Source organism: Mesorhizobium sp. M0587 (genome assembly GCF_040320945.1).
Classification (GTDB): Bacteria; Pseudomonadota; Alphaproteobacteria; order Rhizobiales; family Rhizobiaceae; genus Mesorhizobium.
In genome coordinates, this window is sequence record NZ_JAMYQP010000029.1 from 37,776 (window position 1) to 64,191 (window position 26,416).

A 26,416-nucleotide genomic window follows, 5' to 3' on the forward strand; every position below is an offset into this window, starting at 1 on the left:
CTTAACGTCCATAGTAGAGCGTCACCGTGTGCTTCGCCTCCGCGAAGAACAGCCAGCGTTCGACCAGCATGCCGGCGAACTGGGCGATTGCGGCGAGCAGGGACAGTACCGCCGCAAAGGGCCATGACAAGGCGAAGGAAGCGGCGAGCAGCAGAACGGGCAAGGCAAAAGCCAGAAGCTGCGTGATCCAGCGCAGCCGCGCGCTGTGCTTGCGCGCGATGCGAAAACCCATTTCCTTGAGCAGGTAATTTTCCTCGGTATGGGGCCATTCCAGCGACCGCACCGTGCCGCCGGCCAGGCCGGTGGCAGTGTTGGCATTGGTGGGGATTTCAATCTGGTCGTTGTGGCGCCAGGTCGCCAGCTTCCAGCCCCAGCCAAGCAAGGTCAGCAGTACGCAAGCCGCCAGCATTTTCGAACCGAGGGCAAAGCCCTGCAGCAACGCATTCAACAGCACGCTGCCGGTCATCGCCGAGAAGATGAGATAGGCGGGCAGCGTGAAGCGGCTGTGCCACTGGGCGATTGGCGCCAGCGATGCGTAGATCATCCCTGTGGTGCAGACGGTGACGACGGCGCCAACAGCCGCCAGCAATCCGGCGATGCCGACCCAGCCATCGGTGCGGCCGAAGAATACCCAGCCGATACCGAACAAGCCTGCCGGAATGAAAGTCGCGACCGAGGCGACGCCTTCACGCGACAGCCACGAACTGCGCCATTGCGAGAACGCCCGCCAGGCGCGTTCGGGTCTGCCGAGATGGCCGGTCGACGACAGCAGGCCGGCGGTGATCAGGCCGAGCGCCAGGCCCATGCCGATGAGGCCCAACCAGAAATCGGGCGGGATGATTTGGAAGCCTCCGAGCACGCCCATCAGCGCCAGCAGCCCATAGCCGGCACCGGTTGCTGCGGTGAAGAAGACGACAGAAAAGGCTGGATGCATGGAGGTCAGTTCGAAAGCATGCGGTCGACCCAGCCGAGGAAGCCGCCTTCGGCTCGCACCGGCTCCAGCGCGGGTGCGGCCACCGATGCGGCGCGCTGCGTATGGGCGCGTGGCGGCAGGTATTTGTTGGTTGGATGATAGCCGAGCTCAGGCATCAGGTCGACACCGCCGCGCTCCGCCACCAGTTGCGACACGGCCGACAGGGGATCGCCGAGATCGCCGAAATGCCGGGCGCTGGTCGGGCAGGCGGCGACGCAGGCCGGCACGCGGTCCTCTTCGGACAGATTGTCATTGTAGATGCGGTCGATGCACAGCGTGCATTTCTTCATGACGCCGACATCGGTGTCGAATTCGCGAGCGCCATAGGGACACGCCCAACTGCACAGTTTGCAGCCGATGCACTTGTCCTCGTCGATCAGCACGATACCGTCCGAGGCCCGCTTGTAGGAGGCGCCGGTCGGGCAGACCGTGACACAGGCCGGCGTGTCGCAATGCAGGCAGGAGCGCGGGAAATTCACCGTGCGACCGCCCATCTCGGTTGTGTGTTCATAGCTGTGCACGCGGTTGAACCAGACGCCGTCTACATGGCCGCCATAGGGGTCGATATCGGTCAGCGGTGCCATGTGGCCGCCGGTGTTCCATTCCTTGCAGGCGGTGACGCAGGCTTGGCACCCGACACAGGTGTCGAGGTCGATGACGAGGCCGAGCTTTTTGTCGGTGTGAACGGGAAGGCAGGTCATTCGGCGGCCTCTCTGTTCACGCGAAACTCGGCGCCGAAGCTCAGTCTGCCGGGCGGCGGCTCGAAACGTGGCGGCTGCTGGAAACGCTCGAATTGCGGCTCGGTGAAGCCGGCTTCCTCGGCCGCGCATTTGACGATGCGCACGCGAAGATCGAACCACGCCGCCTGGCCGGTCACAGGGTCGGAATTCGAATAGCGCTTGCCATTGGTATCGGCCGAGGTCTGGTCGCCGATGATGTGATTGAGCAGGAAGCCGCGATTACTCTCGGCGGCATCGTCCTTCAGGCCCCAGCTGCCGCGCCTTTTGCCGATGGCATTCCAGGTCCACACCGTGCTCTCATTTACGCCGTCGACCAGCTTGATCTGTCCCTTTACCCTGCCGTTGATGCTTTCGATCCATACCCAGTCGTCATCGGCAAGGTCGAGGCCGGCGGCGGTCCCATGATGCACGAACAGTCGGTTTTGGCTGGTGATCTGCCTGAGCCATGCATTCTGCGAGCCCCAGGAGTGATACATGTGCATCGGCCGCTGTGTCAGCGCGTGCAGCCGATATTTCTGCACATCGACCACCGCTTCCTCGAAAGGCATGTACCAGAACGGCAGCGGGTCCATGTAGGTCTCGATGCGCTGGCGCTCGCCCTCCGGCGGCAAAACGCGGCCATGGCCGCGCGCGGCCAGACGGAAGCGCTGCAACGGCTCGGAATAGAGCTGAAAGACGATCGGCTCCGCCTTGGGGATGAAGCCCATCTGCACCGCGAAGTCGAGATAGGAGCGGTTGGCCATCTTGTAATAGCGCTGGTCCTCAGCGAAATCCTGATGCCAGAAGCCGCCATTGTCGATGTAGCGTTGCAACTGGTCCGGATTGGCTTCGCCCCTGCCGATCGAGGCGCCGTCCTTGCCGCGCCAGCCGGCGAGTGGGCCGATGCCCGGCGTGCGCTCATGGTTGACGATGTAGTCGGCATAGTCGCGGTACTTGGCCGTGCCGTCTTTATCGACGAAGCCGGGCAGACCGAGCCGGGCGCCGAGTTCGATCAATACCGACTGGAACGGCCTGACGTCCCGGTCCGGCTCGACGACGGGATGGCGTATGGCATCACCCGGGCCGTCGGCATGGCTGATCGGCCGGTCCAGCAGGCTGATGCAGTCATGGCGCTCCAGATATGTCGTGTCCGGCAGCACCAGGTCGGCGAACGGCACCGTTTCGGAATAATAGGCATCGGAATAGATGATGAAGGGGATCTTGTAATTGCCGGCCCCGTCGTGATCGGTCAGCATGGCGATGGTCTCGACGGTGTTCATCGAGGAATTCCAGGCCATGTTCGACATATACATCATCAGCGTGTCGATCCTGTAGGGATCGCCGGCCCAGGCGTTGCGGATGACAGTGTGCATCAGACCGTGCGCCGCCAGCGGGGCATCCCAGGAGTAGGCTTTGTCGATGCGGGTCGGCATGCCCGCCCCATCGACCAGCAGGTCATCTGGCCCGCAGACGAAACCGAGCGGCATGCCGTCGAGCGGCGTCATCGGCTTGGTGGTCTTGCCCGCCGGTTTTGGTCCGGGTGGCGCCGATCTGGGATAGGGCGGCTTGAAGCGGAAGCCGCCTGGAACATCCACCGTGCCCAGCAACACTTGGAGGAGATGGAGGGCGCGGCATGTGTGAAAACCGTTCGAATGGGCGGAGATGCCGCGCATGGCGTGCATCGAGACAGGCCGCCCCTTGATCGTCTCGTGCCGGCGCCCAGCCCAGTCGGTCCATGCAACAGGAAGTTCGATCGTCTGTTCGAAGGCGACATGGGCGAGTTCGGCGGCGATCCTGCGGATCGTATCCGCGGAAATCCCGCACCGTTCCGCGACCGCGTCGGGCGCATAGCTCTCGTTGAGGTAGCGGTCGGCGATCAGCTGGAATACCGGAACGCAGCGGCGCCCGTTTATCGTGAAATTGCCAGTTAGCGCCGGCTTTGCCTCCGGATCGGTTGCGTGGACCGGTGTCTTCGCCACCCTGTCCCACGCCAGCGGATTGCCATCGCCGTCGCGCATGAACAGCCCGTCATCGGCCGCACGCGGCTCCTGGATGACGAAGGTATGGGCATTGGTGTAGCGCAGGAGATAATCGAGATCGACGCGGCCGGCCTTCAGCAATTCGTGGATGAGGGCAAACACGAACAGGCCGTCGGTGCCGGGCCGGATGCCGATCCAGTCGTCGGCGATAGCATTGTAGCCGGTGCGGCATGGATTGATCGACACCACCTTGGCGCCGCGCGCCTTGAGCTTGCCGAGACCGATCTTGATCGGGTTGGAATCATGATCCTCGGCGACGCCGAACAGCATGAAGTATCTGGTGTTGTCCCAGTCGGGCTCGCCGAATTCCCAGAAGGATCCGCCGATCGTGTAGAGACCGCCGGCCGCCATGTTGACCGAGCAGAAGCCGCCATGGGCAGCAAAGTTGGGTGTCCCGAACTGGCTCGCCCACCAGCCAGTCAACGATTGCGATTGATCCCGCCCGGTAAAGAAAGCGAGTTTCTTCGGGTCGGTCCGGCGGATGGCCGAGAGCCGCTCCGTAGCGATCGAGAACGCTTCCTCCCACTCGATTTCGCGGAATTCGCCCGAGCCACGCGGGCCGGTGCGCAGCAACGGTTTCTTCAGCCTGGCCGGGCTGTAGTGCTGCATGATGCCGGAACTGCCCTTGCCGCAGATCACGCCGCGATTGACCGGATGGTCCTTGTTGCCGTTGATGTAGCGGATCTTGCCGTCCTTGATGTGCACGTCGATGCCGCAGCGGCAGGCGCACATGTAGCAGGTCGTCTTGGCGACGCTGTCGAAAACGCTTGGCGACGTGTCGACGCCGTCGCCTTCATCAGGTGTGCTGGTGTCAGCAAGCGGGCGTTGCGATGGTGCCGAATTCGCGCCGCGAAGCAGTCCCTGCGTCATGATCAGGCGGTGCCCACGCCGCCGGTGGATTTGGCTCGCGTCTTCGGCCCGGGACCGCGCATGTAATGTTCTTCCGGATGATAGCGATCGCCGGCCAGTCGCCGTCGAATGCCGCGGGTCCAATGCGCAAGCAGGGATTTGAACCGCCCGACCATTCTGTTCTCTGCGATCTTCTGGCGAATTTTTTCTAACTTCGCGTGAAAAGGTAGAATAAAGCGATCGATCCGTCTAATCAGTTGTTCTTGTAAATTCGATCGATATTGGTTTTTAATGCGCGCATGACCCTGGACCAATTGCGGATTTTCGTAGCTGTCGCCGAGCGCGGCCATATGACCAAGGCGGCGGAGTTGCTGGGCATTTCCCAGTCGGCGGCCTCGGCCGCCATTCGCGCGCTTGAGGAACAGCACGGTGTCCATCTGTTCAACCGGGTCGGCCGCAATATCGAGCTCGCCCAGACCGGTCACCGGTTCCTGCCGGAGGCCAAGGCCGTGCTTGAGCGAGCCGCCGCGGCCCGCAACGTGCTGGAGCATGTCTCGCAGACGGTGGCTGGCAGCCTGTCGATCGCCGCCAGCCTGACCATCGCCAGCTACTGGCTGCCGCGCCGGCTGGCTTCCTTCCACGAAGCCTATCCCGCCGTCAGGCTGAGCGTCACCATCGGCAACACAAGGCAGGTCGAGGCCAATGTCCTCGACGGCGCGGCGGATCTCGGCCTGGTCGAAGGGCGCACCGAATCGGACATATTGCGCCGCGCCAAGGTCGATGTTGACAGGCTGGTGCTGGTCGTCGCCAGCTCGCATCCCGAGATCGCCGAAATCGCACCTGGCCGTCCCGATATCAGAGGCCTGCGCTGGATCATCCGCGAGGGCGGTTCGGGCACGCGCGAGGTGTTGGAGGATCTGGCGCGCCGCGAGGGGATTTCACTCGCGGACTTGCAGGTGTTTCTGGTGCTGCCAAGCAACGAGGCGGTTCGCCAGGCGGTCGAGGCGGGCGCCGGCGCCACTATCATTTCGGAACTCGTCGTCGGGCGCGCCGTGGCCGAAGGCAGTCTGCGGTCCGTGCCGCTCGAATTGCCGAAGCGCGACTTCGCCATGATCACCCATCGCGACCGCCAGGAAAGCCTGGCTCAGATCGCACTGAAGGCACATCTCGGCGCCGAAACCCTTGGAAGCGACACTGCCTAGCAGGATCAGCGGAACTTTCGCTGCGCATCGAGTGCCAGGCCAAGCCCGACCGAACCGAACATATCGCCTTCGATGACGGATGCCTGCGGCACCAGCGACAGGATCTCTCGCCTTGCCAGAGGGATCGCGGTCGATCCGCCGGTCAGGAACACCGCGGTGATGTCTGATGGCTTGACTTGCGCGTCCTTGATGGTCTGCGTCACAGTTTCGGTGACCCGCTCGATGTCTCTGGCGATCGTGGCGTCCAGCCCGCCGCTTGTGATCTCGGCGGCGAACGCGGCGCCGGGCAGCTTCACCGCAACTTGAGCCGACGGTCTGTCGGTCAACTCGATCTTGGCCTTCTCGACAAGTGCAGCCAGCGCGTGACCATAACGGTGCTCGACGATGTCGATGAAGCGGTCGACCAGGTCGGCACGTTCGGCCTCGTAGCGGATCTGGCGCAGATGCGTCATCGCCTTGGCGGTGTAGACCAGGTTGATGCGCTGCCATGTTGCGAGATCGATGAAGTAGCTGGCCGGCAGATTGCGCTTGCCATCCTTGGTCGGGGTGAGATAGCCGAGCCGAGGCATGACATGGGCGATGCTCAGCAGCCGGTCGAAATCGGTGCCACCGATGTGGACGCCCCGGCTGGCCAGGATGTCGTCCTTGCGGTCCGGCGACCGGGAGCGCTCCGGCGAGACGCGCACGACCGAAAAGTCCGACGTGCCGCCGCCCATGTCGATGATCAGCGCCAGTTCCTCGCGCGTCACCTTCTGCTCATAGTCGAGTGCCGCCGCGATCGGCTCGAACTGGAAAGCGATGTTCTTGAAGCCTTGGGCGCGAGCGGCTTTTTCGAGTTCGCCTTGGGCATTCGCGTCGGCTTCGGCATCGTCATCGACGAACTGCACCGGGCGGCCGAGCACCACCGTCTCGACCACATCGCCGGCGTCGTTCTCCAGCTTCTCCTTGAGATGCCCGAGGAACAGGCCGATGATCTCCATGAAGCCGATGGAGCGCGCCTTGATGCGCGTCTTTTCATGGGCCAGCGAACTGCCGAGCACGCTTTTCAGCGAGCGCATCAGCCGGCCTTCGACGTTGTCGGTGTAGTTGGCGATGGCGTGGCGGCCGAAACAGGTGCGGTTGTCCTCGAAGTTGAAGAACACCGCGCTTGGAAGCGTGGCCTGGCCGTCTTCAAGCGCGACGAGACGAGGCTGCCCGTTGCGGACCACGCCAACGGTTGAATTCGAAGTGCCGAAGTCGATGCCGGCGAATGCTGGTCGCACCGCAGCCTCCTGTGATTGTCCCCGGCAGGCGCCGCCGTGGAAGCGCGCGCTGTCGTCCGGACGACCCGGACCGCTCTGCCAGATTGAATGTGCGTGTTTGCCCGTCGGGCTGGGAGGGGCGGTCTATAGCATGATCGGCGAAAGGGAAACCTCTTTTTGGGAGGCCCGTGCCACAGGATTGGAAGCCTCAGTCCTTGCGGAAGATCAGCCTTCCGAGCCAGCCTGTGATCATGGCCAGCGACACCGCGAAGAAGCCGTAGAGGAACGAGTAGTCGTGGGCGACGCGGAAGATCGACTGTTCGAAACCGGATTTGCGGATTTCGAGCTGGGCCGAGCTCTCCTTGATGAACAGGCCGCTCTTGAACAGGAAGGCGCGCGCCTTGTGGGTTCCGACCGGCACATTCGGCGCCAGCCGGACTGTGGCGCGGAACAGGTTCTGCGACAGGAACTGTACGCCGCCGACATTCTCGCTGTAGAGGCCGGCGGCTGCCTTGCGCTCACGCAAGGCAGCCGTGAATTCCTCGATCGTCACCGGGCTGTCGCCGGCATCGGCGGGTTGCATGTAGAGGTTGGAGGAGCCGAGCGACAGCTGCTTGTAGCTGTTCGGTTCGGTGATGTCCTGTAGCGGCCGCGTCGTCGCCACCGAATAGGAAACCGGCACGTTCTCGAATGTCTCGGACTCCAGATTGACCCAGACGCCGAGCACCCGGTCCTTGCGGCGCACCACAACCGGCTTGGGCGGCCCTTCGAGCACGACGATGACGTCGTAGCGCCCTTGGCGCGCGACCAGCGGATCGGGATTTTCCAGCGAACCGAAAATGGTCAGGTCGGCGCCCGAGAAGCCGGCGGTGATCGACACCGCGTCGGTGGAAAGGCCGATCTGGATGCCTTCCGTCGGGGGCGTCTGCGCCTTCGTCGGCGCGGCGGCCGCAATCAGCGACAGGAGACTGGCGGCTGCGAGCGTTCTCAGGCCCTTCATCAGTCGAGGCCCACGCCGGACAGCGAGTAAAGGTTTGGCGGAGTGACGAAGAGGCCGATGGCAAGCCGGATGGCCACGGCCAGAACCAGCAGCGCCAGCAGTGCCCTCAGTTGCTCGCCGCGCAGCTTCTGGCCGGCCTTGGCGCCATATTGGGCCCCTGCCACGCCGCCCGCCATCAGCAGGAAGGCGAGCATCACATCGACCGTCTGGTTGGTCGTGGCATGCACCAGCGTCGTATAGGCGGAGGTGAAGATGATCTGGAACAGCGAGGTGCCGATGACGACATTGGTAGGCACCTTCAGGAGATAGATCAGCGCCGGCACCATGATGAAGCCGCCGCCGACACCCATGATCGACGACAGGAAGCCGATGCCGGCGCCGAGGCCAAGCACCGGGATGACGCTCACGAACAGTTTCGACGCCCTGAACCGCATCTTCAGCGGCAGGCGGTGGATCCAGTTGTGCTGGCCGGATTTCTTCAGAACTGGTGCCGCGCCGCTGCGCGTGGCGCGCAGCGCGTTGATGCTTTCGACCAGCATCAGCCCGCCGACGGTGCCGAGCAGCACGACGTAAAGCAGCGAGATGAACAGGTCGAGCTGGCCGAGCCTGCGCAGGAAGGCGAAGACGTAGATGCCGCCGGTGGACCCCACAACGCCGCCGGCAAGCAGCACCCCGCCGAGCTTGAAGTCGAGCGTGCCCCGCTTCATATGCGACAGCGCGCCGGAGAAGGAGGAGGCGATGACCTGGTTGGCGCCGGTTGCGACCGCGATCGCCGGTGGAATGTTGTAGAAGATCAGCAGCGGCGTGATGAGAAAACCACCTCCGACGCCGAACATGCCCGACAGGAAACCCACCGCGGCGCCCATGGCCAGCAGCACGAAGACGTTGACGGAAATTTCCGCAATCGGGAGATAGATGCCCACCCGTCAGTCTCGATCGGTTTGCCTGCCGACGGCGCCGTCCGTTGCGGACGTCTCCACCGAAAAGCCTTATCGTTCTTGCGCCGGCAACGTGGCCAAGTCAAACCACGCCACGCCACCGAAACAAAACCATCTCAATCTGTTAACAGGCAAATGTGTGGCAAGAGCATCGTGGAAGCGACGCTTCTGCCGTTATTTGCGCGCCAGCAATGCCCTGACAAGTTTCTCGTCGACCGTGCCGGTGGCCGGCATCTTGTTGTCGGTCTGGAAAGCGATGATTGCGGTCTTGGTTTTCTCGCCCATGACGCCATCCGCGCCGCCGGCATCGTAGCCGTTCTTGTTAAGGATGAGCTGGATGTTCTTGACCGCCTTCTTCATGTCGATACTGGCGGTGGTCTGCGGCGTGCCATCCTGCCAGGATTCGGGAATGTCGACCGAATTGGCTGCCGCGTTGAGCGGCTTGGCCTTCCACAATTCGGCCGCGGCACGCGCGCGCTCGAGCTGCTCGGGCCGCAGCGCGTTGGCGATCTCGTCGCGCTTGGCCGCCGCATCCTTGTCACCGGTCTTGGCCACGAGCGCGAACCATTTGTAGGATTCCTCCAGGTTCTGCTTCATGCCGACGCCTTTGGCGGCGAGGATACCGAGATTGAACTGGCTGTCCTTGACACCGAGGTCGGCGGCTTCCTGGAACCAGTGCGCCGCCGATTCATTGTCGGTCACGCCGTCCGCAGCCATGGCGAACAGCACCGCCAGATTGTGCATGGCGCTGGCGTTGCCCTGTTCGGCGGCGAGCTGGTACCAGGTCTTCGACTTCTTGATGTCGCGCGCGACGCCGATGCCCTTCTCATAGAAATTGCCGATGCGGTACTCGGCCGGCGCGAAGCCGAGTTCCGCCGATTTCCCGTACCATTTTGCCGCTGCCGCCATGTCTTCCTTGACGCCGCGCGACTCGGCGTAGCGCGAGCCGACCTCGAACAGTGCCTTGGCGTCGCCACCGCCGGCAGCATCGCGCAAGGCGGGCGGACCGGCATCGGCTGGAATGTCGAATTCGGCCGTGGCGGTGACCGCGGAGTTGCCCGCGGGCGTAACGGCGCCGGTGGTATCCGTGGCCGCTGCCGCGGTCGGCTCCGTGGCGGTGTGGGCATCCGTCGCTTGCGTGCCCGCGGCAGCGGCCGGCGCCGAAGCGGCAGAGCTCGGACCAGCGGAAGGTGGGGCGGCAGAGATTGGAGCAACGGCGGCAGGTTCGGTCAAAGCCATAGTGTCCGAGGCGGTTGCGCCCTGGCCGGAAGGTGTGGCCGAAGCCGCAGTCTGGGCAGTCTCGACCGCCGGCGCTGCGACCGGCATCGCGTCGGTGTCCGACGGCATGACCAGGGCGGTCTGCGCAACCATATCGTCCTTTGTTGCCGGCGCGGATGGCTCGGCCTGCCTGACGGCCTGGGCCGCTGCGCTGTCCGTGGCCGCGGGGTGGGCTTCCGTCTTCGGCCGGCTTGAGGCGTCGGCGGAAGCCGTTTCCACCGGTTGCGAGGCGACGATCGGCGCCGGGTCGCTGCTCGCCACCTGGGTGGGGTCGGAGAAGAACGCCTTGCCGAGCTGCAGGCCGGCAAGCGCCAGCATGATCGCGGCCGCCGCCATCAGGATCGGCTTGCGCCGGGCCTTGAGCAGGTCGCCGATCCTGAGCGCCTTCACCGGCCCCTTCATTGTCGACTGGCGCTTCAACGCATCGGCCTCGGCAGCGGCGGCCTGCGCGGCGCGCCGGGCCGCCGCGATGAAATCCGATTTCGCGGCGTCGCCGCCGCTGAGCTTTGCCGGTTGCCCGCGCTCATCGCGTACACGCTTCATGATGGCGTTGAGGTCAGGCGCACCGGAGCCGGGCTCCAGCGGGCGATTGGCCACTTTCGGATCGAGCGGCTCATCGAGATCGACGCTCGAAACGTCGGCGGTAGGCGCCGAGCCGGCCAGCGGCGGAACGTCGGCCTCCTTTTTGCCCTTGAAGGCGCGTGCCAGCCCGCCGAACATCGACTTGCGGCGGCTTGCCGGCTCGCCTTTTTCGGCGAGCGCGTCGGAACCGAGCGCGGCCATGGCGGCCGCAGCGGCGGCTTCGGCGGGTGAGCGCGTAGCCAGGTCGCTGCGCGTACCCGGGTCGTTGCGCGTGCCCAGGTCGCTTCGCGTGCCCAGGTCGCTGCGCAGCGAGGCGGCGGCGCGGCCATCGAGATCGGCGATGTCCCCGGTCAACGGAACAGGCTCATCGATGTCCATCGACGGCGCTGCCACCGCCATCTTGGCAGCACGCATGCGGCGCCTGCCGACCGCCTCGTCCGGCCGTGTGTCCAGGAGTTCGCTTACCGCCTCGGATGGTTCGCTGGTCTCGAGGGAGCCCAGCCTGTCGACGATCTTGAGCAGCGTGTCGTGGATGGCCTCGAAGGTTCTCGAATTGCGCTCGTCGGAACGACGCGTCAGCGTCTCGAGCGTCTTCAGGTCCTGGGCAAGGCCGGAAACGGCGGTCGTGTTGGCGTCTGAACCGGCCAACGAACGCACCGCGCTTTCGGCCGCGTCGCGTGCCGCGCCGAGGATCGAATCGCGGGTGCCCGCCAACGCCTTTTCGATTTCGTTGAGGCGCGGGCTGATGTCCTCGAACTCCGGCAGCGGAGTGCTGGGCTTGGACAGATGGGCGGAGAGGCCGGCAACTTGTGCCTCCAAGCTGCGGATCAGTGCCGGATCGATACCGGCGACCTGCGCGGCCGACGCATCCAGCCGGCGCGAAATGTCCTCGAGCCGGCTCTCCAGGCCGCGGATCGCCGCTTCGCCGGCGGGATCGGGAATGCGTGTCTCCATCCGCTTGGCCAGCGCGGTGAAGCGGGCGTCGATGGCATCCATGATGCCGGCGCTGTCGACTTGCGGCATGCGCTGGTCCAGCCGGTCGGCGACCTCGTCCAGCCGGCGTTCGAGATCGCGGAACAGAATATTGCCCTGTTCGATGGCGTCGCCCTGGCGGCGTTCCATCATGCCCGACAGCACGTCGAAGCGCTGCTCCAGCCCGTGGAAGATATAGTCGGCGTCGGGCATGGCAGGCGCCTGGTCGATCTTGTCGGCGATGAGCGCGATCTGCTTGGCCAGCCGTTCCATCGCCTGCTCGGGCAGGTTGGCGCGGCCGGCGAGCTCGTCGACCCGACCTGACAGCGTGACCAGCCGATCCATCACCGCGTTGCCCGGATGATCCTGCGCCACCTCCTCGATCTGCTTGGCGAGCGAATCGATCCGCTTCTCGATGCGCGCGAAGGCTTCGTGGTCGACTGAATTGGCTTGTGCCGCGACGGTCGACGCAACGATGGCGCGGGAAATCTCGTCCAGCCGCTCGTCGATCAGAGCAAGCGTGTCGCCGCCGCGATTGTCCTGCCGGCTGGCGAAGTGATCGACTGCGCCGGCCAGCGTGCGCACCTTTTCCTCCAGCGAGCGTAGCGACAGCGATTCAGGCAGGTTGTTGACGGCGTTGCTGATCTGCTCCAGCCGGTCGGTCAGCGCCGAAAGGGCGGGGTCGCCTGAACGTTTGCGCTGGTCGGCGTCGACACGGTCCTCGAAGGCCGTCCAGCGGCGATCGAAATCGTCCCAGCGGCGGTCGACCTTCTGGACGCTCTCCTCGCGCGCCAGTGTGTCGAGCGCCGCCTTGACCTGTTCGAGCTCAAGCCGCAGCATGTTGACGCTTCGGTCGTCGCTCCTCTCGGCAAGCGTCTGGATGGCGCCCGAAAGCCGTTCGAATTCGACGCCGAGTTCGGCGCTGCCCTTGGCCAGGACACCCGATGGGGCGCCTGGCTTGGCGTTTGACTGGAAGGCGCGGTCGATATCCTTGCGCAGGACCTCGAATTCGCGCTGCAGCCCGGCCGTCATCTGGTGGCGCAGTTCCTCGCGCATGCCGCGCAGCTCGCCGGCGATCTTGCCGACCATGGCGACGCCGTCTTCCTGGCCGCGCACGCGGTCGATGTCGCGGGCAATTGCCTGATAGTTCTGCTCGAAGGTGGGAGCCTGCGACGGGCTCTTCGCGCGTGGCGTCGGCTGCGGATCTTCGTACCAGCGCTGCTGGCCGGTGGCCTGAGCGGCGGGATAGCGCGGATCGGTCGCGGGATAGCGCGGATCGGGACGTCCCATCGTGTCCTCGCGCGTCCGCTCCAGGCGCTGTTCCAGCGTCTCCAACGAGCGGTTCAACTGCTCCAGCGTGGTCTGCGGCTTGCGCTGCCTGCCGGCGTTGAGTGTGTCGAGATAGGACCGCTTGCTGTTCATAGGTGCGTCCGTCTTTCAGATTGGCCGGTTGCGACCAGTTCCCAAGTCCCTGTCGGAACGAAGGCGACCGCGCTTGCCTGCAACGGTGGAAGACAAGCTTCCCGGGGTTTCGCCCGCGCTCCGAAAAACCGTGAAAAGTTCGATACAGGATAACCACGGGTAGCCGACATGCGCACATTTCGCCCAACGTAGTAAACAACGCGTTAACCAAGCTTAAGAAGTTGCAAGGAAGTGATTGTCGCCGTCTGCGTGCGGCATAAAGCACCGTTCACTGAACGCCCTTGCGTCATGCGGCGGCTATCGGTATAGAATTGACGTAAACGTAAAAGGCGCATCGAGTGTGCCGTTTGCGATTTGTTTGTCGAAACCACGGCTGAAGGCACGCCCCCGCTTTCAGTCAGGCGACGCATGGTCCAGGACCGCGACGCCACCAGACGGGGAAAGCCAGTGACCATGAAGCTTATCTCGGCCGGCGAGACCGCGGCCAATACCAATAACGTACCTGCCGAAGCCGGCGAGGACCTTGTCCGCATCGGCGAGATGGCCAAGAAATACGGCGTGACGCTGCGCACGCTGCGTTTTTATGAAGACAAGGGCCTGCTCAACCCGCAGCGTGACGGTTCGACCCGTCTCTACACGCGTCGCGACAAGGCCCGGCTGAAGCTGATCCTGCTCGGCCGCAAGGTCGGGTTCTCGCTGCGCGACGTCAAGCAGATGATGGATCTCTACGACCCGACCGGTTCCAACACCAAACAGCTGCGTCTTGCGTTGGACAAGTCGGAAAAGCAGCTTGCCCGTCTGCAGAAGCAGCGGGCGCTGATCGACGACGCCATCAACGAGCTGAGCGGCTCGATGACGGCCGTGCGCCAGATGCTGGCCGAGCGTTCGGCACCGCAGGCGAGCGTCGCCGGCTAAGCCGATCGGCTGATTCCGACACTGTCGGACAGCTGACTATCAAAGCCGCGTGGCCTGCCGCGCGGCTTTTTTGTTGTCTTGCTCCCGCATTACCCTTCAATGTTGCTCGGTATGGCGCCTGCCAAGCTGCTATGCGCGCGGCGCCCGAGCGGAAATCTCGTCGCGGAAAATTGACGTTTACGCAAACGTCAATTTTTGCTATCTCGATTTCAACATGGGTCCGCATGCTGCCTGACCGTGATTTCGGCGGCTTTCGGATCAGGTCCGCAGGGTGGAGAAAAAGCATGCCGACATACAGGGCTCCGGTCCAGGACACGCTGTTCGTGCTCAACGAGGTGCTGGGCTACCAGCGCTACTCGAATCTTCCCGGATTTTCCGATGCGACGCCCGACGTGCTGGAAGCAATCCTCGCCGAAGGCGCCAAGCTTGCCGAGAACATCATGCATCCGCTCAACCGCGTCGGCGACATCGAAGGTTGCGTCCGTCATGATGACGGCTCGGTGACGACGCCGAAAGGCTTCAAGGAAGCATTCGACCAGTACCGCGAAGGCGGCTGGATGGGGCTGGCCGCGCCTGTCGAGTTCGGCGGCCAGGGCCTTCCTTATGCGGTGCACACGGCGGTCGCCGAATACATGGTCTCGGCCAACATGTCGCTGATGATGTATCCGGGCCTCACGCAAGGCGCGATCGCGGCGATCATCACCCACGGCACCGACGAGCAGAAGGCCAAATGGTTGCCGAAGATGGTCGAAGGCGCCTGGACCGGCACCATGAACCTGACCGAACCGCATTGCGGCACCGATCTCGGCCTGCTGCGCACGAAAGCGGTGCCGAACGGCGATGGCACATACAGGATTTCAGGCCAGAAGATATTCATCTCGGCCGGCGAGCACGACATGTCGGACAACATCGTCCATCTGGTGCTGGCCCGGATCGAGGGCGCGCCGGAAGGCGTGAAAGGCATCTCGCTATTCATCGTACCAAAGCTCAAGCTGGACGCCTCGGGCAATCCGGGGACAAGGAACGCCGTTTCCTGCGGCTCGATCGAGGAGAAGATGGGCATCCACGGCAATTCGACCTGCGTCATGAACTATGACGAAGCCGAAGGCACACTGCTCGGCGAGGCCAATGGCGGCCTCAAGGCGATGTTCACGATGATGAACGAGGCGCGGCTCGGCGTCGGCCTGCAAGGCCTGTCGCTGTCGGAGATCGCCTACCAGAACGCCGTTGCCTATGCCAAGGATCGTTTGCAGGGCCGTTCGCTATCGGGGCCGAAGGCGCCGGACAAGAAGGCCGATCCGATCATCGTCCATCCCGACATCCGCCGCTCGCTGATGACCATGAAAGCCTTCAACGAGGCCGGCCGCGCGCTGGCGCTTTGGACCGCGATCAAGTCCGACATCGCGCATCGCTCCGGTGACGACAAGGACCGCCAGGCGGCAGACGACTACACCGGCCTGATGACGCCGGTGGTCAAGGGCGTGCTCACCGACAAAGGGTTCGACCACGCTGTCGCGGCACAGCAGGTGTTCGGCGGCCACGGCTATATCGAAGAGCATGGCATGAGCCAGTTCGTGCGCGATGCACGTATCGCCATGATCTATGAGGGCGCCAACGGCATCCAGGCGCTGGATCTCGTCGGCCGCAAGCTTGGTTTGAATGGCGGCCGCGCCGCGCAGGCTTTCTTCAAGGAGGTCGGCGAATTCTGCGAGGAAAACCGCTCCGACGAGAAGATGGCGCTTTTCACCAAGGCCTTGAAAAAGGGCCTCAACGATTTGCAGGCGGCAACCATGTGGCTTGTGCAGAACGGCATGGCGAAACCCGACAATGCGGGTGCCGCCTCGACCGACTACATGCATCTCTTCGGCCTTGTCGCGCTGGGCTACATGTGGGGCCAGATGGCAAAGACGGCACTTGGCAAGACCGGCGCCAACGGCTCCCAATCTTCCCATGAAAACAACGTGGCCTTCTACGACAACAAGGTGGTGACGGCGCGCTTCTTCATGGAGAGGATCATGCCGGAGACCTCGGCGCACCTCGCGCGCATTTCGAGCGGCGCCGATACGCTGATGGCTCTCCCGGCCGAAGCATTCTAAGCTCAATCTCGTTAGCCTTTCTGCCTGTCGATACGTGGAGGAAATCGTGGCGACAAATCCCGCCGAAGTGCTCTCTTTGCCGAAGCCCGCCTGGGCGGCGGATGAGGTCGGCATGCTTTACGACATGGCAACACGCTTCATGTCGGAAGAAATCGCGCCGCGCTACGACGAGTTCGAGAAGAACGAGATGGTCGACCGCGAGAGCTGGCTGAAAGCCGGTGCGGCCGGCCTGCTCTGCGCCTCGATGCCGGAGGAATATGGCGGCTCCGGCGGCACCTTCGCGCATGAGAGCGCCATTATCGAGGCGATCGGCCATGTCGGCGTCGACGGCTTCGGCATCGGTCTGCACAATTCGATCGTTGCCCCGTACATCCTTCACTACGGCTCCGAGGAGCAGAAGAAGAAATGGCTGCCGAAGCTCGCCACCGGCGAATTGATCGGCGCCATCGCCATGACCGAGCCGGGGGCCGGCTCTGATTTGCAAGGCGTGAAAACGCGCGCCCAGAAGGATGGCAACCAGTACCGGATCAACGGCTCCAAGACCTTCATCACCAATGGTCAGCTGGCCAACTTCGTCATCGTCGTCACCAAGACCGATCCGGAGAAGGGTGCCAAGGGCACCTCGCTGATCGTCGTCGAGACCGACGAGGTCGAAGGCTTTCAGCGCGGCCGCAACCTCGACAAGATCGGCTTGAAGGCCAACGACACGTCGGAACTGTTCTTCAACGACGTGCGCGTGCCGACCTCCAACCTGCTCGGCCACGAGGAAGGGCAAGGCTTCGTCCAACTCATGCAGCAGCTGCCGCAGGAGCGGCTGCAGATCGGCACTGGTGCCATCGCCATGATCGAGCGGGCGCTGGCGCTGACCATCGACTATGTCAAGGAGCGCAAGGCCTTCGGCAAGGCGATCATCGATTTCCAGAACACCCAGTTCAAGCTGGCCGAGCTGAAGACCGAAGCCACCATCGGCCGCGTCTTCTACAATGATTGCGTCACCCGCCACATCGATGGCGGCCTCGACCCGGTGACGGCGTCGATGGCCAAATACTGGCTCAGCGACCTGCAGGGAAAAGTCGTCGACGAATGCCTTCAATTGCATGGGGGCTATGGCTACATGAATGAATATCCGATTGCCCGCATGTTCCGCGACGCTCGCGTCCAGCGCATCTACGGCGGCACCAACGAGATCATGAAATTGCTGATCGGACGCTCGCTCTGAGCTGCGTTCGGTAAACCCAAGGAGCAAGAAGATGACTGACGCTTATGTCTATGACGCGGTGCGCACGCCGCGCGGCAAAGGCAAGAAGGACGGTTCCCTGCACGAGGTGCCGGCGGTGCGGCTTGCCGCCAAGGCACTCGAGGCGCTGCGCGATCGCAACGGGCTCGACACCGGCAATGTCGACGACATCATCTTCGGCTGCGTCGATCCGGTCGGCGAGGCGGGCTCGGTCATTCCGCGCGCCGCCGCCTTCGAGGCAGGCTACGACACCAAGGCGCCAGGCATGCAGATCTCGCGCTTCTGCGCCTCCGGTCTCGATGCCATCAATTTCGGCGCCGCCAAGATCGCGCAAGGCGCCGACGAGATCGTCATTGCCGGCGGTGTCGAATCGATGTCGCGCGTCGGCATGGGTGCTTCCGGCGGTGCCTGGTTCATGGATCCTTCTGTCGGCCTGCCCGGCTGGTTCGTGCCGCAAGGCATCTCGGCCGACCTGATCGCCACCAAGTATGGATTCTCCCGCGACGACGTCGATGGCTATGCGGTCGAGAGCCAGAAGCGCGCGGCAAAATCCTGGGCAGACGGCCGCTTCAAGAACTCCGTCATTCCGATCAAGGACCAGAACGGCCTCACCATCCTCGACCATGACGAGCACATGCGGCCCTCGACCGACATGCAGTCGTTGGCGTCGCTCAATCCCTCCTTCGTCATGCCTGGCGAAATGGGCGGCTTCGATGCGGTCGCGGTGCAGAAGCACCCCGAAGTGGAAGAGGTCAACCACGTCCATCACGCCGGCAATTCGTCCGGCATCGTCGACGGCGCCGCCGCCGTGCTGCTCGGCTCGAAGAAAGCCGGCAAGGCAATGGGGCTGAAGCCACGCGCGCGCATCCGCACCTTCGCCAATATCGGCTCGGAGCCGGTGCTGATGCTGACCGGGCCGGTCGACGTCACCGAGAAGCTCCTGAAGCGCGCCAAGATGAAGCTGTCCGACATCGACCTGTTCGAGCTCAACGAAGCCTTCGCCTCGGTCGTGCTGCGCTATATGCAGGCCTTCGACATCCCGCACGACAAGATCAACGTCAACGGCGGGGCGATTGCCATGGGCCATCCGCTCGGCGCCACCGGCGCGATGATCTTCGGCACGGTTCTGGACGAACTTGAGCGCCGCGATCTCAACACAGCGCTGGTGACACTGTGCATCGGCGCCGGCATGGGCACCGCAACCATCATCGAGCGCGTCTGATTTTCGGCCTGAAGGAGAAAGACATGACCTACACAAACTTCACGGTTGACACTGACGCCGACGGCATTGCGCTGGTCACCTGGGACATGCCCGACCGCTCGATGAACGTCTTCACAGAAGAGGTGATGACCGAGTTCGACAGGATCATCGACCAGGTCGTGGCCGACGCGGGCATCAAGGGCGCGGTGATCACCTCGGGCAAGGACAGCTTCTCCGGCGGCGCCGACCTGACCATGCTGCAGAAGATGCTGACGGTCTTCGCCAGGGAGAAGGCCAAGGATCCGGAGAAGGCGGCCAGATTGCTGTTCGACAATGCCGGCCGTATGGGCGGCCTGTGGCGCAAGCTTGAAACCTCGGGCAAACCCTGGGTTTCGGCAATCAACGGCACCTGCATGGGCGGTGCCTTCGAACTGTCGCTGGCATGCCATGGTCGTGTCGCAGCCGATAGCGACAAGGTGAAGATGGCGCTTCCCGAGGTGAAAGTCGGTATCTTCCCGGGTGCCGGCGGCACTCAGCGCGTGCCGCGGCTGACCGATCAGCAGCAGGCGTTGCAGATGCTGACCTCCGGCCAGACACTGTCGCCGCAAAAGGCCAAGTCGATGGGCCTGATCCATGAAATCGCCGAGCCGGCCAAACTGATCGAGACAGCCAAGGCGATGATCAGAAACGGCCTCAAGCCGGTGGCGCCGTGGGACGAGAAGGGGTTCAAGCTTCCTGGCGGTCCGATCTATTCGGTGGCGGGCGCCAATCTGTGGCCGCCGGCCATCGCCATCCTGCGCCGCGAGACCCATGGCAATTATCCGGCCGCCGCCGCTATTTTGAAATGCGTCTATGAAGGCCTGCTAGTGCCGTTCGACACCGGTTTGCGCATCGAGCAGCGTTATTTCACCGAGATCATGCAGACGAAGGAAGCGGCGGCGATGATCCGCTCGCTGTTCGTGTCATTGCAGGAACTGAACAAGGGCGCACGCCGCCCGGCCGGCGTGCCGGAAACCAGGTTCAAGAAGATCGGCATTCTCGGCGCCGGCTTCATGGGCGCCGGCATCGCCTATGTCACCGCCAAGGCAGGCATTCCGGTCGTGCTGCTCGACCGAGATTTGGAGTCGGCCGAAAAGGGCAAGGCGCATTCCGACAGCCTGGTCTCGGACCAGGTGAAGAAAGGCCGCGCCAAGCCCGAGGAGAAGGAAAAGCTGTTGTCGCTGATCACGCCGACGGCCGATTATGCCGATCTTGCGGGCTGCGATCTGGTGGTCGAGGCGGTGTTCGAGGATTCGGCCGTCAAGAAGAACGCAACCGAACAGGCGGAAGCCGTGCTGAAATCGTCGGCGATTTTCGCGTCGAACACCTCGACCATTCCGATCACAGCTCTGGCGAAGAATTCAGCGCGGCCTAAGAATTTCATCGGCATCCATTTCTTCTCGCCCGTCGACAAGATGATGCTGGTCGAGATCATCCTTGGCAAGAAGACTGGCGACAAGGCGCTGGCGACGGCAATCGACTTCGTGCGCGCTATCAAGAAGACGCCGATCGTCGTCAACGACACGCGCGGTTTCTACGTGAACCGCTGTGTACTGCGCTACATGTCGGAAGCCTACAAGATGCTGATCGAAGGGGTGCCCGCACCCATGATCGAGAATGCGGCCAAGGCCGCCGGCATGCCGGTCGGACCACTGGCGCTGACCGACGAGACGGCTATCGACCTCGCGCAAAAGATCATGAAGCAGACCATCAGGGACCTCGGCGACAAGGCAGTCGATCCCAGGCAGATGGCGCTGATCAACACTATGGTCGATGCGCACGGCCGCTTCGGTCGCAAGAACGGCAAGGGCTTTTACGACTATCCGCAAAAACCGGCCAAGAAGAAGCTCTGGCCGGGGCTCAAGGATCTCTACCCGCAGCTCGCGCCCGAAAAAGTCGACTATGAGGAGCTGCAGCAGCGGCTGCTGGTCACCATTGCGCTGGAGGCCGCGCGCGTGATGGAAGAGGGCATCGTCACCGATCCACGCGAGGCGGATGTCGGTTCGATCCTGGCTTTCGGCTTCGCGCCTTACACCGGCGGGGCGCTGTCTTATATCGACGGCATCGGTGCCAAGGCGTTCGTCAGGATCGCCAAGACCTTGCAGAAGAAATACGGCGCCGAGTTCAAGGCGCCCAAGCTGCTGCTCGACTTGGCAGAGAAGGGCGAAACTTTCTACCAGCGCTTCGATCCCTACGCCAAGGGTGACGTCAAGCAGGCTGCCTGACGCATGGGGAAAATCGAGAGTGTCACAGCGTCCTTTGCGCGTCCAAGAGGGCGAGCGGCGCTGTAATGTATGTCTGGGCGCGTATGGCGCGCATGCTGGCCACGACGCGAAGCCGTGGTCCCTATGCGATGGGCGGTGAAAGCCGGCTGGTTTTTCGCTGCCTGCCGACCGACATCGATTTCAATATCCATCTCAACAATGCACGCTACATGATGCTGGCCGATCTCGGCCGCATCGACCTGTTTGTCCGCGCTGGCCTCATCGCGCTGGCGCGCAAGAATGGCTGGGCGCCGATGATGGGCGGGTTGCAGTCGGTCTATGCGCGCGAGATCAGGCTGTGGCGTCGCTTCGAAGTGGTGTCTTCGATCGAGACCTGGGAAGGCACCCAGGTCATCGGCAAGCATCGTTTCGTCCTCGACAATGGCGAGACGGCCGCCTTGATTCTGACGACGGCCGGCGTCTACGATCGCAAGGCTCGCCGATTTCTCGACATCAACGATGTCGTGGCGGCGCTTGGCCGCGCGGTAAACCCGCGACCGCTGACGCAATCGGAGCGGATCTTCATGACGTCGCATCAAGGTTTGCGCAATCTGGCCAAGGGCGTCGATTGAACCCGGACGGCAGCTGATGGAAACGCATGGGTGGTGGAGCGCGGCCTGTGGACAAACCGGCATTCGAGGGTTAGAAGGAAAAAGGCATTTTTTCCTGTTCGAAAGGGAGCACGACATGCTCACGCACGACCGCGTCTGGGCTGCCATCGATGCTCTTGCCGAGCGTTATTCGCTTTCGGCTTCGGGTCTGGCGCGGCGGGCAGGGCTTGATTCGACCGCTTTCAACAAATCCAAACGCGTGTCGTCGGATGGCCGACCGCGCTGGCCCTCGACCGAATCACTGGCTAAGATCATCGAGGCGACCGGCGCTTCGCTCGACGAATTCACCGACTTGATCGAAGGCCGGACCGGACCCGACGTTCCGCCGGCTCACAAGCGCGCCGTGCCATTGCTCGGCTTTGCCCAGGCCGGCGCCGGCGGCTTCTTCGACGATGCCGGCTTTCCGGCGGGACAGGGCTGGGATCTGATCGAACTGCCGGCGCAATCGACCGAAAGCTCCTATGCGCTGCAGGTGCAAGGCGATTCCATGTTGCCGCTCTATCGCAATGGCGACGTCCTCATAGTCGAACCGGGCGCGGTCACCCGCAAGGGCGATCGCGTTGTCGTCAAGACCACCGCCGGTGAGGTGATGGCCAAGGTGATCGAACGCCAGACGGCGAAGTCGATCGCGCTGGTCTCGCTCAATCTCGATCATCCGGACCGCGAGATCCCCATGCACGATGTCGAATGGGTGGCGCGGATTGTCTGGGCAAGCCAATAGGTACGGCGGGTGCGACTCCCTTATCTTGTCCTGGCGGTTGTGATGGTCCCCGTGATGGCGGCCCTGGTCGTCGCCGGCGGTCGCACGCTGAAAGGAAGCGACAGTGTCGTCACGGTGGATCAGATCGATCCGGGCGCCGATACGATTGCGCGACAGGGTGCCGGAACTGTGCCCGAAGAGCCGGCCACGTCTGCAATATCTGTACCGCAGCCGCCAAAGCCGGCGCCGCATTCCAGGGCGATCGATCCCGAAACGATCGCGCCGCCGGATCTGCCTTCCGAGGAACTCCAGCGGGTCGAGCCGCGCGAACCGTTGAGCAAGCTGGCGCTCGCGATGCCGCCCAAGCCGAAAATGCCTGATGACTGGAACGGCACAAAGCTGTTCCAGCCGGTAGCATCCGCCGCCGGGCTGATCGAGGCGAAAGGGTATTCGGTCGCGGTCTCCGGCATCGATGTCGTCCGGCAAGACGAGACCTGCACCGTGGACGGCAAATCCTGGCCGTGCGGCGTTCGGGCGCGGACGGCATTCCGCGCCTTCCTGCGCGGTCGCGCGGTGGCCTGCACGGTGCCGCCCGAGGGCGGACGCGACCTGATTGGGGCTGAATGCCGGATCGGCAAGCAGGATATCGGTCAATGGTTGGTCGAAAATGGCTGGGCGCGCGCCGCCAAGGGCGGGCCTTATGTCGATGCCGGCGAAAAGGCGCGTAGCGCCAGGAAGGGTATTTTCGGCCCGGCACCGAATCTGTCGGGTGTGCCGTCCGTGCCGGCGGTTTCAGCCCCGGCGCCTCAGGCGCCGGGCTCGATCCTGGAGGAGGTCGACGGCAACCTCAAGCCAACTGGCCAGCCAACGCCTTCCGAATGAGCGTACGGGTCTCGGCCACGCCGTAGAGCGCGGCGAATGATCCGAAGCGTGGGCCACGCTCTTGGCCGATCAGCACCTGATAGATCATCTGGAAGAAGGCGCCCGAAACGCCCGGACCGCCTTCCGGGCTCTGCTTGGAGTGATCCTGATACCGTTCGACCTTGCGGGCGACGTTGAGCGCGGCGTTCTGGATCGCTTCGCCGCTGGCACCCGCCGGCAGTGTGCCAAGTGCCGCCTCCAGCGCCTCCAGCGCCTCGCGCTCGACGGCATCGGCCGGGCGAAATGTCTTCGTCGGCTTCACGAAATCGTCGAAATAGCGGATCGCATAGCCCGTCAGCCTGTCGAGCTCGGGATGGGTCGCCGGCGTCACGCCAGGCACGTGGCGCAAGATGAAGCCCCACAGCACATCCTTGTTTTGCGCGTTTGAGGCGCTGACGAGATTGAGGAGCAGCGAGAACGGTACCGGCATGTCGACCGCGGGCGGGTTGCCGTCGTGCATGTGCCAGACCGGGTTGCCCAGCCGCTCCTTCCAATCCTGCCTCGGATAGGCGGCGAGGAAGGTGTAATACTCGTCCACGGCCCTCGGAATGACGTCGAAATAGAGCTTCTTGGCCTGCCGCGGCCGCTGGTACATATAGAGCCCGAGGCTCTCGGTCGGCGCATAGGTCAGCCACTCGTCGATGGTCAGGCCGTTGCCCTTCGACTTCGATATCTTCTGGCCGTTCTCGTCCAGGAACAGTTCATAGACGAAATGTTCCGGCGCCCGCCCGCCCAGAATGTCGCAGATGCGGTCATAGACCACCGCATTGGTCTGGTGATCCTTGCCGAACATCTCGAAATCCACGCCAAGTGCTGCCCAGCGCATGCCGAAGTCCGGCTTCCATTGCAGCTTCACCTTGCCGCCGGTGATCGAGAGCGTGGTTTCGGTGCCCTCGTCGTCGAAGGTGATGGTCCCGGCCTTGGCGTCCACATGCTTCATGGGGACGTAAAGCACACGCCCGCTCTTTGGTGAAATCGGCAGGAAAGGACTGTAGGTCGCCTGCCGCTCTGCCCCGAGCGTCGGCAGCATCACCGCCATGATCTGGTCGTAGCGTTCGGCGGCGCGCAGCAGCATCGCGTCGAAACGGCCCGACTTGTAATATCGCGTCGCGCTGGCAAATTCGTAGTCGAAGCCGAACGTATCCAGGAAACGGCAAAGCATCGCGTTGTTGTGGTCGGCGAAACTCGCATAGTCGCCGCCGAACGGATCAGGGACCGAAGACAGCGGCTTGTGCAGATGCGGCTCCAATGCCGCGCGATCGGGCACGCTGTCGGGTATCTTGCGCATGCCGTCCATGTCGTCGGAAAAGCACAGCAGCTTTGTCGCAACCTTGTCCTGGGTCAGGACGCGGAAGGCGTGACGCACCATCGAGGTGCGCGCTACCTCGCCGAACGTGCCGATATGCGGCAGGCCGGACGGACCGTAGCCGGTCTCGAACAGGATTGTCTCGGGGAAATCGGCGCCCTTGTAGCGCTCGATGATTTTCTTGGCTTCCTCGAAAGGCCAAGCCTTGCTTTCGCCCGCGGCCGTGAGCAGCTCGGGATTGAGATCGATGATGTTTGATCCCGCCATGGTACTGTCTTCCAAATTATTTCGCCGGCCAAGCCGTGCGTCGGCCGATCTGTTCGCCGGCCAAGCCGTTCGCCGGCATGACCGCAAGTGTGGATTTTCAATCGGTCTCTAGGCGTGCCTGGCCGGAGCGTCAACGAGTGGGCCGCTTTTTCCTTGCGACGCCGATAACCCGTTCCTACCTTCGAGACCCGCTCAAGGAGTTAACAATGCCGTTGCCGACGCCGCATGAAGCCCTGATCTATCTGATGGTCATCACCTCGGCCTCCGACCGCGACATGACCGATGTCGAGTTGGCGAGGATTGGCGATGTCATCCGCTCATGGCCGGTATTCGAAGATTTCAACCACGAGCGCCTGGTTGCCGTGGCCCAGGATTGCCGGAAGATGCTGCATGAAAAGGGTGGGCTGGAGGGCGTGCTCGAGACCGTCGCCGAGGCCTTGCCGGAGCGCTTGCGCGACACCGCCTATGCCGCCGCCTTCGAAGTGGCCTCCGTCGATCTCGAAATGCGCATGGAAGAAGTGCGGGTATTGCAGCTCATCCGCCGCCAGCTCGACCTCGACACATTGACCGTTGCTGCCATAGCCCAGGCGGCCAAGGCGAGGTTGCGCACGCTCACCTGACAGGCAGGCGCTGCTGTCGCGTCAAAGAATCTGACCGGAACCGGATCAGAAAAAGCTGACCGGGAAATAGCGCAGGTAGAATTCGGCAAAGGTACCCTTCATCGATATCTCCTGCAGCGCGTAATCGAGTGCGGCAGCCAGCGCCGGATCGTCCGCTCTGGTGGCGATAGCCATTCCCGTGCCCAGATACTCGGGCGCCAGATATGGACCGCCGGCAAAGCGGCAGCAGCCAGCCGCATCCGAACCGCCCAGCCAGAAGGCGAAGCGCATGCCGTCGCCGAAGGCGGCGTCAACCTTGCCCGCCTTGAGATCGCTGTAGAGGGCCTCCGGTCCGTCGAACGTGACGACCTGGACCGTTTTGAAATAGTCGCGCAGCATGCGCTCATGCGCCGAGCCTGATATCACCCCGACGCGCTTGCCTTGCAGTTTGTCGAAGACGGGTTCCGTCAGCGCCTTGCCCTTCGGCATGATGAAGCGTGCGGGGAACTGCAGATAGGAGCGCGAGAAGGCGTAGGTCTGGCGTGACTGCGGCGTTGCGGCGACGCCGGCGATGATCGCTTCGCCTTCGCCTTTTCGCAGCGCGCCTTCGAGTTCGGCCCAAGGCAATGCCTGGATCTGGCATTTGTCGGCGATGCCGAGTTCCGCGCAGATGGCGCGCGCCAGATCGATGTGGAAACCGGACAATTTTCCCGCGCCGTCGAGGAAGTTGAAGGGCGGGAAATCCGTGGTCGTCAGGAACCGCAGCCGTGGCAGCGCGGAAAGGTCCGGCTTTGGCAGTCGCTCCTTGGCGTCCCACAGTACCGGCATCTGCGGTTCCGCCGCGCGTGCCCCATGGGCGAATGTCGGTGCGCCAATCAGCATCGACGCCAGGACCAGGGACCTCCACCGGAACGCCAAGATAAAACTCCGCCGCACTCGTGCTGCACCGGTTTTGGTACGAAAACGGCACAGGCACAATCCTTTTTGATTTCAACGCGGCGATTTCAGGATATGGTTTGGCGGGTTTGCAAAAACAGTGGCTGCC

Annotated in this window: 20 protein-coding genes; 10 read left to right on the forward strand and 10 right to left on the reverse strand. The window is 63.4% G+C overall.

From position 1 onward, the window contains the following. Position 1: 1 nt before the first annotated feature. The 4 genes from NKI49_RS23300 to NKI49_RS23315 are packed head-to-tail and all read right to left on the reverse strand — an operon-like array spanning position 2 to position 4,930. Positions 2 to 934, reverse strand: a complete 933-nt coding sequence (locus NKI49_RS23300; protein ID WP_352605578.1) for a dimethyl sulfoxide reductase anchor subunit family protein — start codon at positions 932 to 934, stop codon at positions 2 to 4. Positions 935 to 939: 5 nt separating this feature from the next. After that, positions 940 to 1,674 (reverse strand): 4Fe-4S dicluster domain-containing protein, encoded by a 735-nt coding sequence (locus NKI49_RS23305; protein ID WP_352605576.1) that lies wholly within the window; start codon positions 1,672 to 1,674, stop codon positions 940 to 942. Beyond that, positions 1,671 to 4,601 (reverse strand): molybdopterin oxidoreductase family protein, encoded by a 2,931-nt coding sequence (locus NKI49_RS23310; protein ID WP_352605574.1) that lies wholly within the window; start codon positions 4,599 to 4,601, stop codon positions 1,671 to 1,673. The genes NKI49_RS23305 and NKI49_RS23310 overlap by 4 nt, the downstream gene beginning before the upstream one ends. Before the next feature lie 2 nt (positions 4,602 to 4,603). Next, positions 4,604 to 4,930: a hypothetical protein gene (locus NKI49_RS23315; RefSeq protein ID WP_352605652.1), complete on the reverse strand. Its 327-nt coding sequence runs from the start codon at positions 4,928 to 4,930 to the stop codon at positions 4,604 to 4,606. Between NKI49_RS23315 and NKI49_RS23320 the strand changes: the two genes are divergently transcribed. Further along, positions 4,880 to 5,782 carry a LysR substrate-binding domain-containing protein gene (locus NKI49_RS23320; RefSeq protein WP_352605572.1) on the forward strand — a complete coding sequence of 301 codons (903 nt, stop codon included), beginning with the start codon at positions 4,880 to 4,882 and terminating at the stop codon, positions 5,780 to 5,782. The two genes, NKI49_RS23315 and NKI49_RS23320, sit on opposite strands and share 51 nt — an antisense overlap. Positions 5,783 to 5,787: 5 nt before the next feature. Here NKI49_RS23320 and NKI49_RS23325 read toward each other — a convergent pair whose 3' ends face one another. From NKI49_RS23325 to NKI49_RS23340, 4 genes are all read right to left on the reverse strand, one after another. Further along, positions 5,788 to 7,044, reverse strand: coding sequence for an Hsp70 family protein (locus NKI49_RS23325; protein WP_352605570.1), 1,257 nt, complete (start codon positions 7,042 to 7,044; stop codon positions 5,788 to 5,790). A 187-nt stretch (positions 7,045 to 7,231) separates the two neighbouring features. Continuing rightward, positions 7,232 to 8,023 (reverse strand): TIGR02186 family protein, encoded by a 792-nt coding sequence (locus NKI49_RS23330; RefSeq protein WP_352605568.1) that lies wholly within the window; start codon positions 8,021 to 8,023, stop codon positions 7,232 to 7,234. After that, a complete protein-coding gene (locus tag NKI49_RS23335) occupies positions 8,023 to 8,946 on the reverse strand; it encodes a sulfite exporter TauE/SafE family protein (RefSeq protein ID WP_027027593.1) in 924 nt (307 codons plus the stop codon). The genes NKI49_RS23330 and NKI49_RS23335 overlap by 1 nt, the downstream gene beginning before the upstream one ends. A gap of 189 nt (positions 8,947 to 9,135) precedes the next feature. Continuing rightward, positions 9,136 to 13,215, reverse strand: coding sequence for a peptidoglycan-binding protein (locus tag NKI49_RS23340; protein WP_352605565.1), 4,080 nt, complete (start codon positions 13,213 to 13,215; stop codon positions 9,136 to 9,138). Positions 13,216 to 13,668: 453 nt separating this feature from the next. Between NKI49_RS23340 and NKI49_RS23345 the strand changes: the two genes are divergently transcribed. From NKI49_RS23345 to NKI49_RS23380, 8 genes are all read left to right on the forward strand, one after another. Then, on the forward strand, positions 13,669 to 14,130 hold the full coding sequence (locus NKI49_RS23345) for a MerR family transcriptional regulator (protein WP_081689647.1): 462 nt from the start codon (positions 13,669 to 13,671) through the stop codon (positions 14,128 to 14,130). A 284-nt stretch (positions 14,131 to 14,414) separates the two neighbouring features. Continuing rightward, positions 14,415 to 16,226 (forward strand): acyl-CoA dehydrogenase, encoded by a 1,812-nt coding sequence (locus tag NKI49_RS23350; RefSeq protein WP_352605563.1) that lies wholly within the window; start codon positions 14,415 to 14,417, stop codon positions 16,224 to 16,226. A 46-nt stretch (positions 16,227 to 16,272) separates the two neighbouring features. Beyond that, entirely contained in the window at positions 16,273 to 17,445 is a 1,173-nt protein-coding gene (locus NKI49_RS23355) for an acyl-CoA dehydrogenase family protein (RefSeq protein ID WP_352605561.1), read from the forward strand. A 31-nt stretch (positions 17,446 to 17,476) separates the two neighbouring features. After that, complete coding sequence (locus NKI49_RS23360) at positions 17,477 to 18,685, forward strand: acetyl-CoA C-acetyltransferase (protein ID WP_352605559.1); 1,209 nt, start codon at positions 17,477 to 17,479, stop codon at positions 18,683 to 18,685. Positions 18,686 to 18,708: 23 nt separating this feature from the next. Further along, the gene (locus tag NKI49_RS23365; RefSeq protein WP_352605557.1) at positions 18,709 to 20,928 is read left to right on the forward strand and encodes a 3-hydroxyacyl-CoA dehydrogenase NAD-binding domain-containing protein; all 2,220 of its coding nucleotides are present in this window, start codon (positions 18,709 to 18,711) and stop codon (positions 20,926 to 20,928) included. 65 nt (positions 20,929 to 20,993) lie between these two features. Beyond that, positions 20,994 to 21,539, forward strand: coding sequence for a thioesterase family protein (locus tag NKI49_RS23370; protein WP_352605555.1), 546 nt, complete (start codon positions 20,994 to 20,996; stop codon positions 21,537 to 21,539). A 115-nt stretch (positions 21,540 to 21,654) separates the two neighbouring features. Further along, positions 21,655 to 22,299, forward strand: coding sequence for a S24 family peptidase (locus tag NKI49_RS23375; RefSeq protein WP_352605553.1), 645 nt, complete (start codon positions 21,655 to 21,657; stop codon positions 22,297 to 22,299). A gap of 9 nt (positions 22,300 to 22,308) precedes the next feature. Then, complete coding sequence (locus NKI49_RS23380) at positions 22,309 to 23,160, forward strand: thermonuclease family protein (protein WP_352605551.1); 852 nt, start codon at positions 22,309 to 22,311, stop codon at positions 23,158 to 23,160. Here the strand turns inward: NKI49_RS23380 and NKI49_RS23385 are convergent. Then, the gene (locus NKI49_RS23385) at positions 23,126 to 24,772 is read right to left on the reverse strand and encodes a lysine--tRNA ligase (RefSeq protein WP_352605549.1); all 1,647 of its coding nucleotides are present in this window, start codon (positions 24,770 to 24,772) and stop codon (positions 23,126 to 23,128) included. The genes NKI49_RS23380 and NKI49_RS23385 overlap by 35 nt on opposite strands. 206 nt (positions 24,773 to 24,978) lie before the next feature. Between NKI49_RS23385 and NKI49_RS23390 the strand changes: the two genes are divergently transcribed. Next, a complete protein-coding gene (locus tag NKI49_RS23390; RefSeq protein WP_352605547.1) occupies positions 24,979 to 25,392 on the forward strand; it encodes a tellurite resistance TerB family protein in 414 nt (137 codons plus the stop codon). A 45-nt stretch (positions 25,393 to 25,437) separates the two neighbouring features. On the opposite strand, the gene NKI49_RS23395 is transcribed toward NKI49_RS23390, so the two are convergent. Beyond that, positions 25,438 to 26,289, reverse strand: a complete 852-nt coding sequence (locus tag NKI49_RS23395) for an ABC transporter substrate-binding protein (protein WP_352605545.1) — start codon at positions 26,287 to 26,289, stop codon at positions 25,438 to 25,440. Positions 26,290 to 26,416 lie beyond the last annotated feature (127 nt).

What these genes read in the sequence shown, in the direction of transcription:
- NKI49_RS23390 (WP_352605547.1), top strand. Translation starts at nt 24,979, where the DNA reads ATGCCGTTGCCGACGCCGCATGAAGCCCTGATCTATCTGATGGTCATC.
- NKI49_RS23310 (WP_352605574.1), bottom strand. Translation starts at nt 4,601, where the DNA reads ATGACGCAGGGACTGCTTCGCGGCGCGAATTCGGCACCATCGCAACGC.
- NKI49_RS23370 (WP_352605555.1), top strand. Translation starts at nt 20,994, where the DNA reads ATGTATGTCTGGGCGCGTATGGCGCGCATGCTGGCCACGACGCGAAGC.
- NKI49_RS23350 (WP_352605563.1), top strand. Translation starts at nt 14,415, where the DNA reads ATGCCGACATACAGGGCTCCGGTCCAGGACACGCTGTTCGTGCTCAAC.
- NKI49_RS23330 (WP_352605568.1), bottom strand. Translation starts at nt 8,023, where the DNA reads ATGAAGGGCCTGAGAACGCTCGCAGCCGCCAGTCTCCTGTCGCTGATT.
- NKI49_RS23365 (WP_352605557.1), top strand. Translation starts at nt 18,709, where the DNA reads ATGACCTACACAAACTTCACGGTTGACACTGACGCCGACGGCATTGCG.
- NKI49_RS23345 (WP_081689647.1), top strand. Translation starts at nt 13,669, where the DNA reads ATGAAGCTTATCTCGGCCGGCGAGACCGCGGCCAATACCAATAACGTA.
- NKI49_RS23320 (WP_352605572.1), top strand. Translation starts at nt 4,880, where the DNA reads ATGACCCTGGACCAATTGCGGATTTTCGTAGCTGTCGCCGAGCGCGGC.
- NKI49_RS23305 (WP_352605576.1), bottom strand. Translation starts at nt 1,674, where the DNA reads ATGACCTGCCTTCCCGTTCACACCGACAAAAAGCTCGGCCTCGTCATC.
- NKI49_RS23300 (WP_352605578.1), bottom strand. Translation starts at nt 934, where the DNA reads ATGCATCCAGCCTTTTCTGTCGTCTTCTTCACCGCAGCAACCGGTGCC.
- NKI49_RS23340 (WP_352605565.1), bottom strand. Translation starts at nt 13,215, where the DNA reads ATGAACAGCAAGCGGTCCTATCTCGACACACTCAACGCCGGCAGGCAG.
- NKI49_RS23360 (WP_352605559.1), top strand. Translation starts at nt 17,477, where the DNA reads ATGACTGACGCTTATGTCTATGACGCGGTGCGCACGCCGCGCGGCAAA.
- NKI49_RS23375 (WP_352605553.1), top strand. Translation starts at nt 21,655, where the DNA reads ATGCTCACGCACGACCGCGTCTGGGCTGCCATCGATGCTCTTGCCGAG.
- NKI49_RS23385 (WP_352605549.1), bottom strand. Translation starts at nt 24,772, where the DNA reads ATGGCGGGATCAAACATCATCGATCTCAATCCCGAGCTGCTCACGGCC.
- NKI49_RS23315 (WP_352605652.1), bottom strand. Translation starts at nt 4,930, where the DNA reads ATGGCCGCGCTCGGCGACAGCTACGAAAATCCGCAATTGGTCCAGGGT.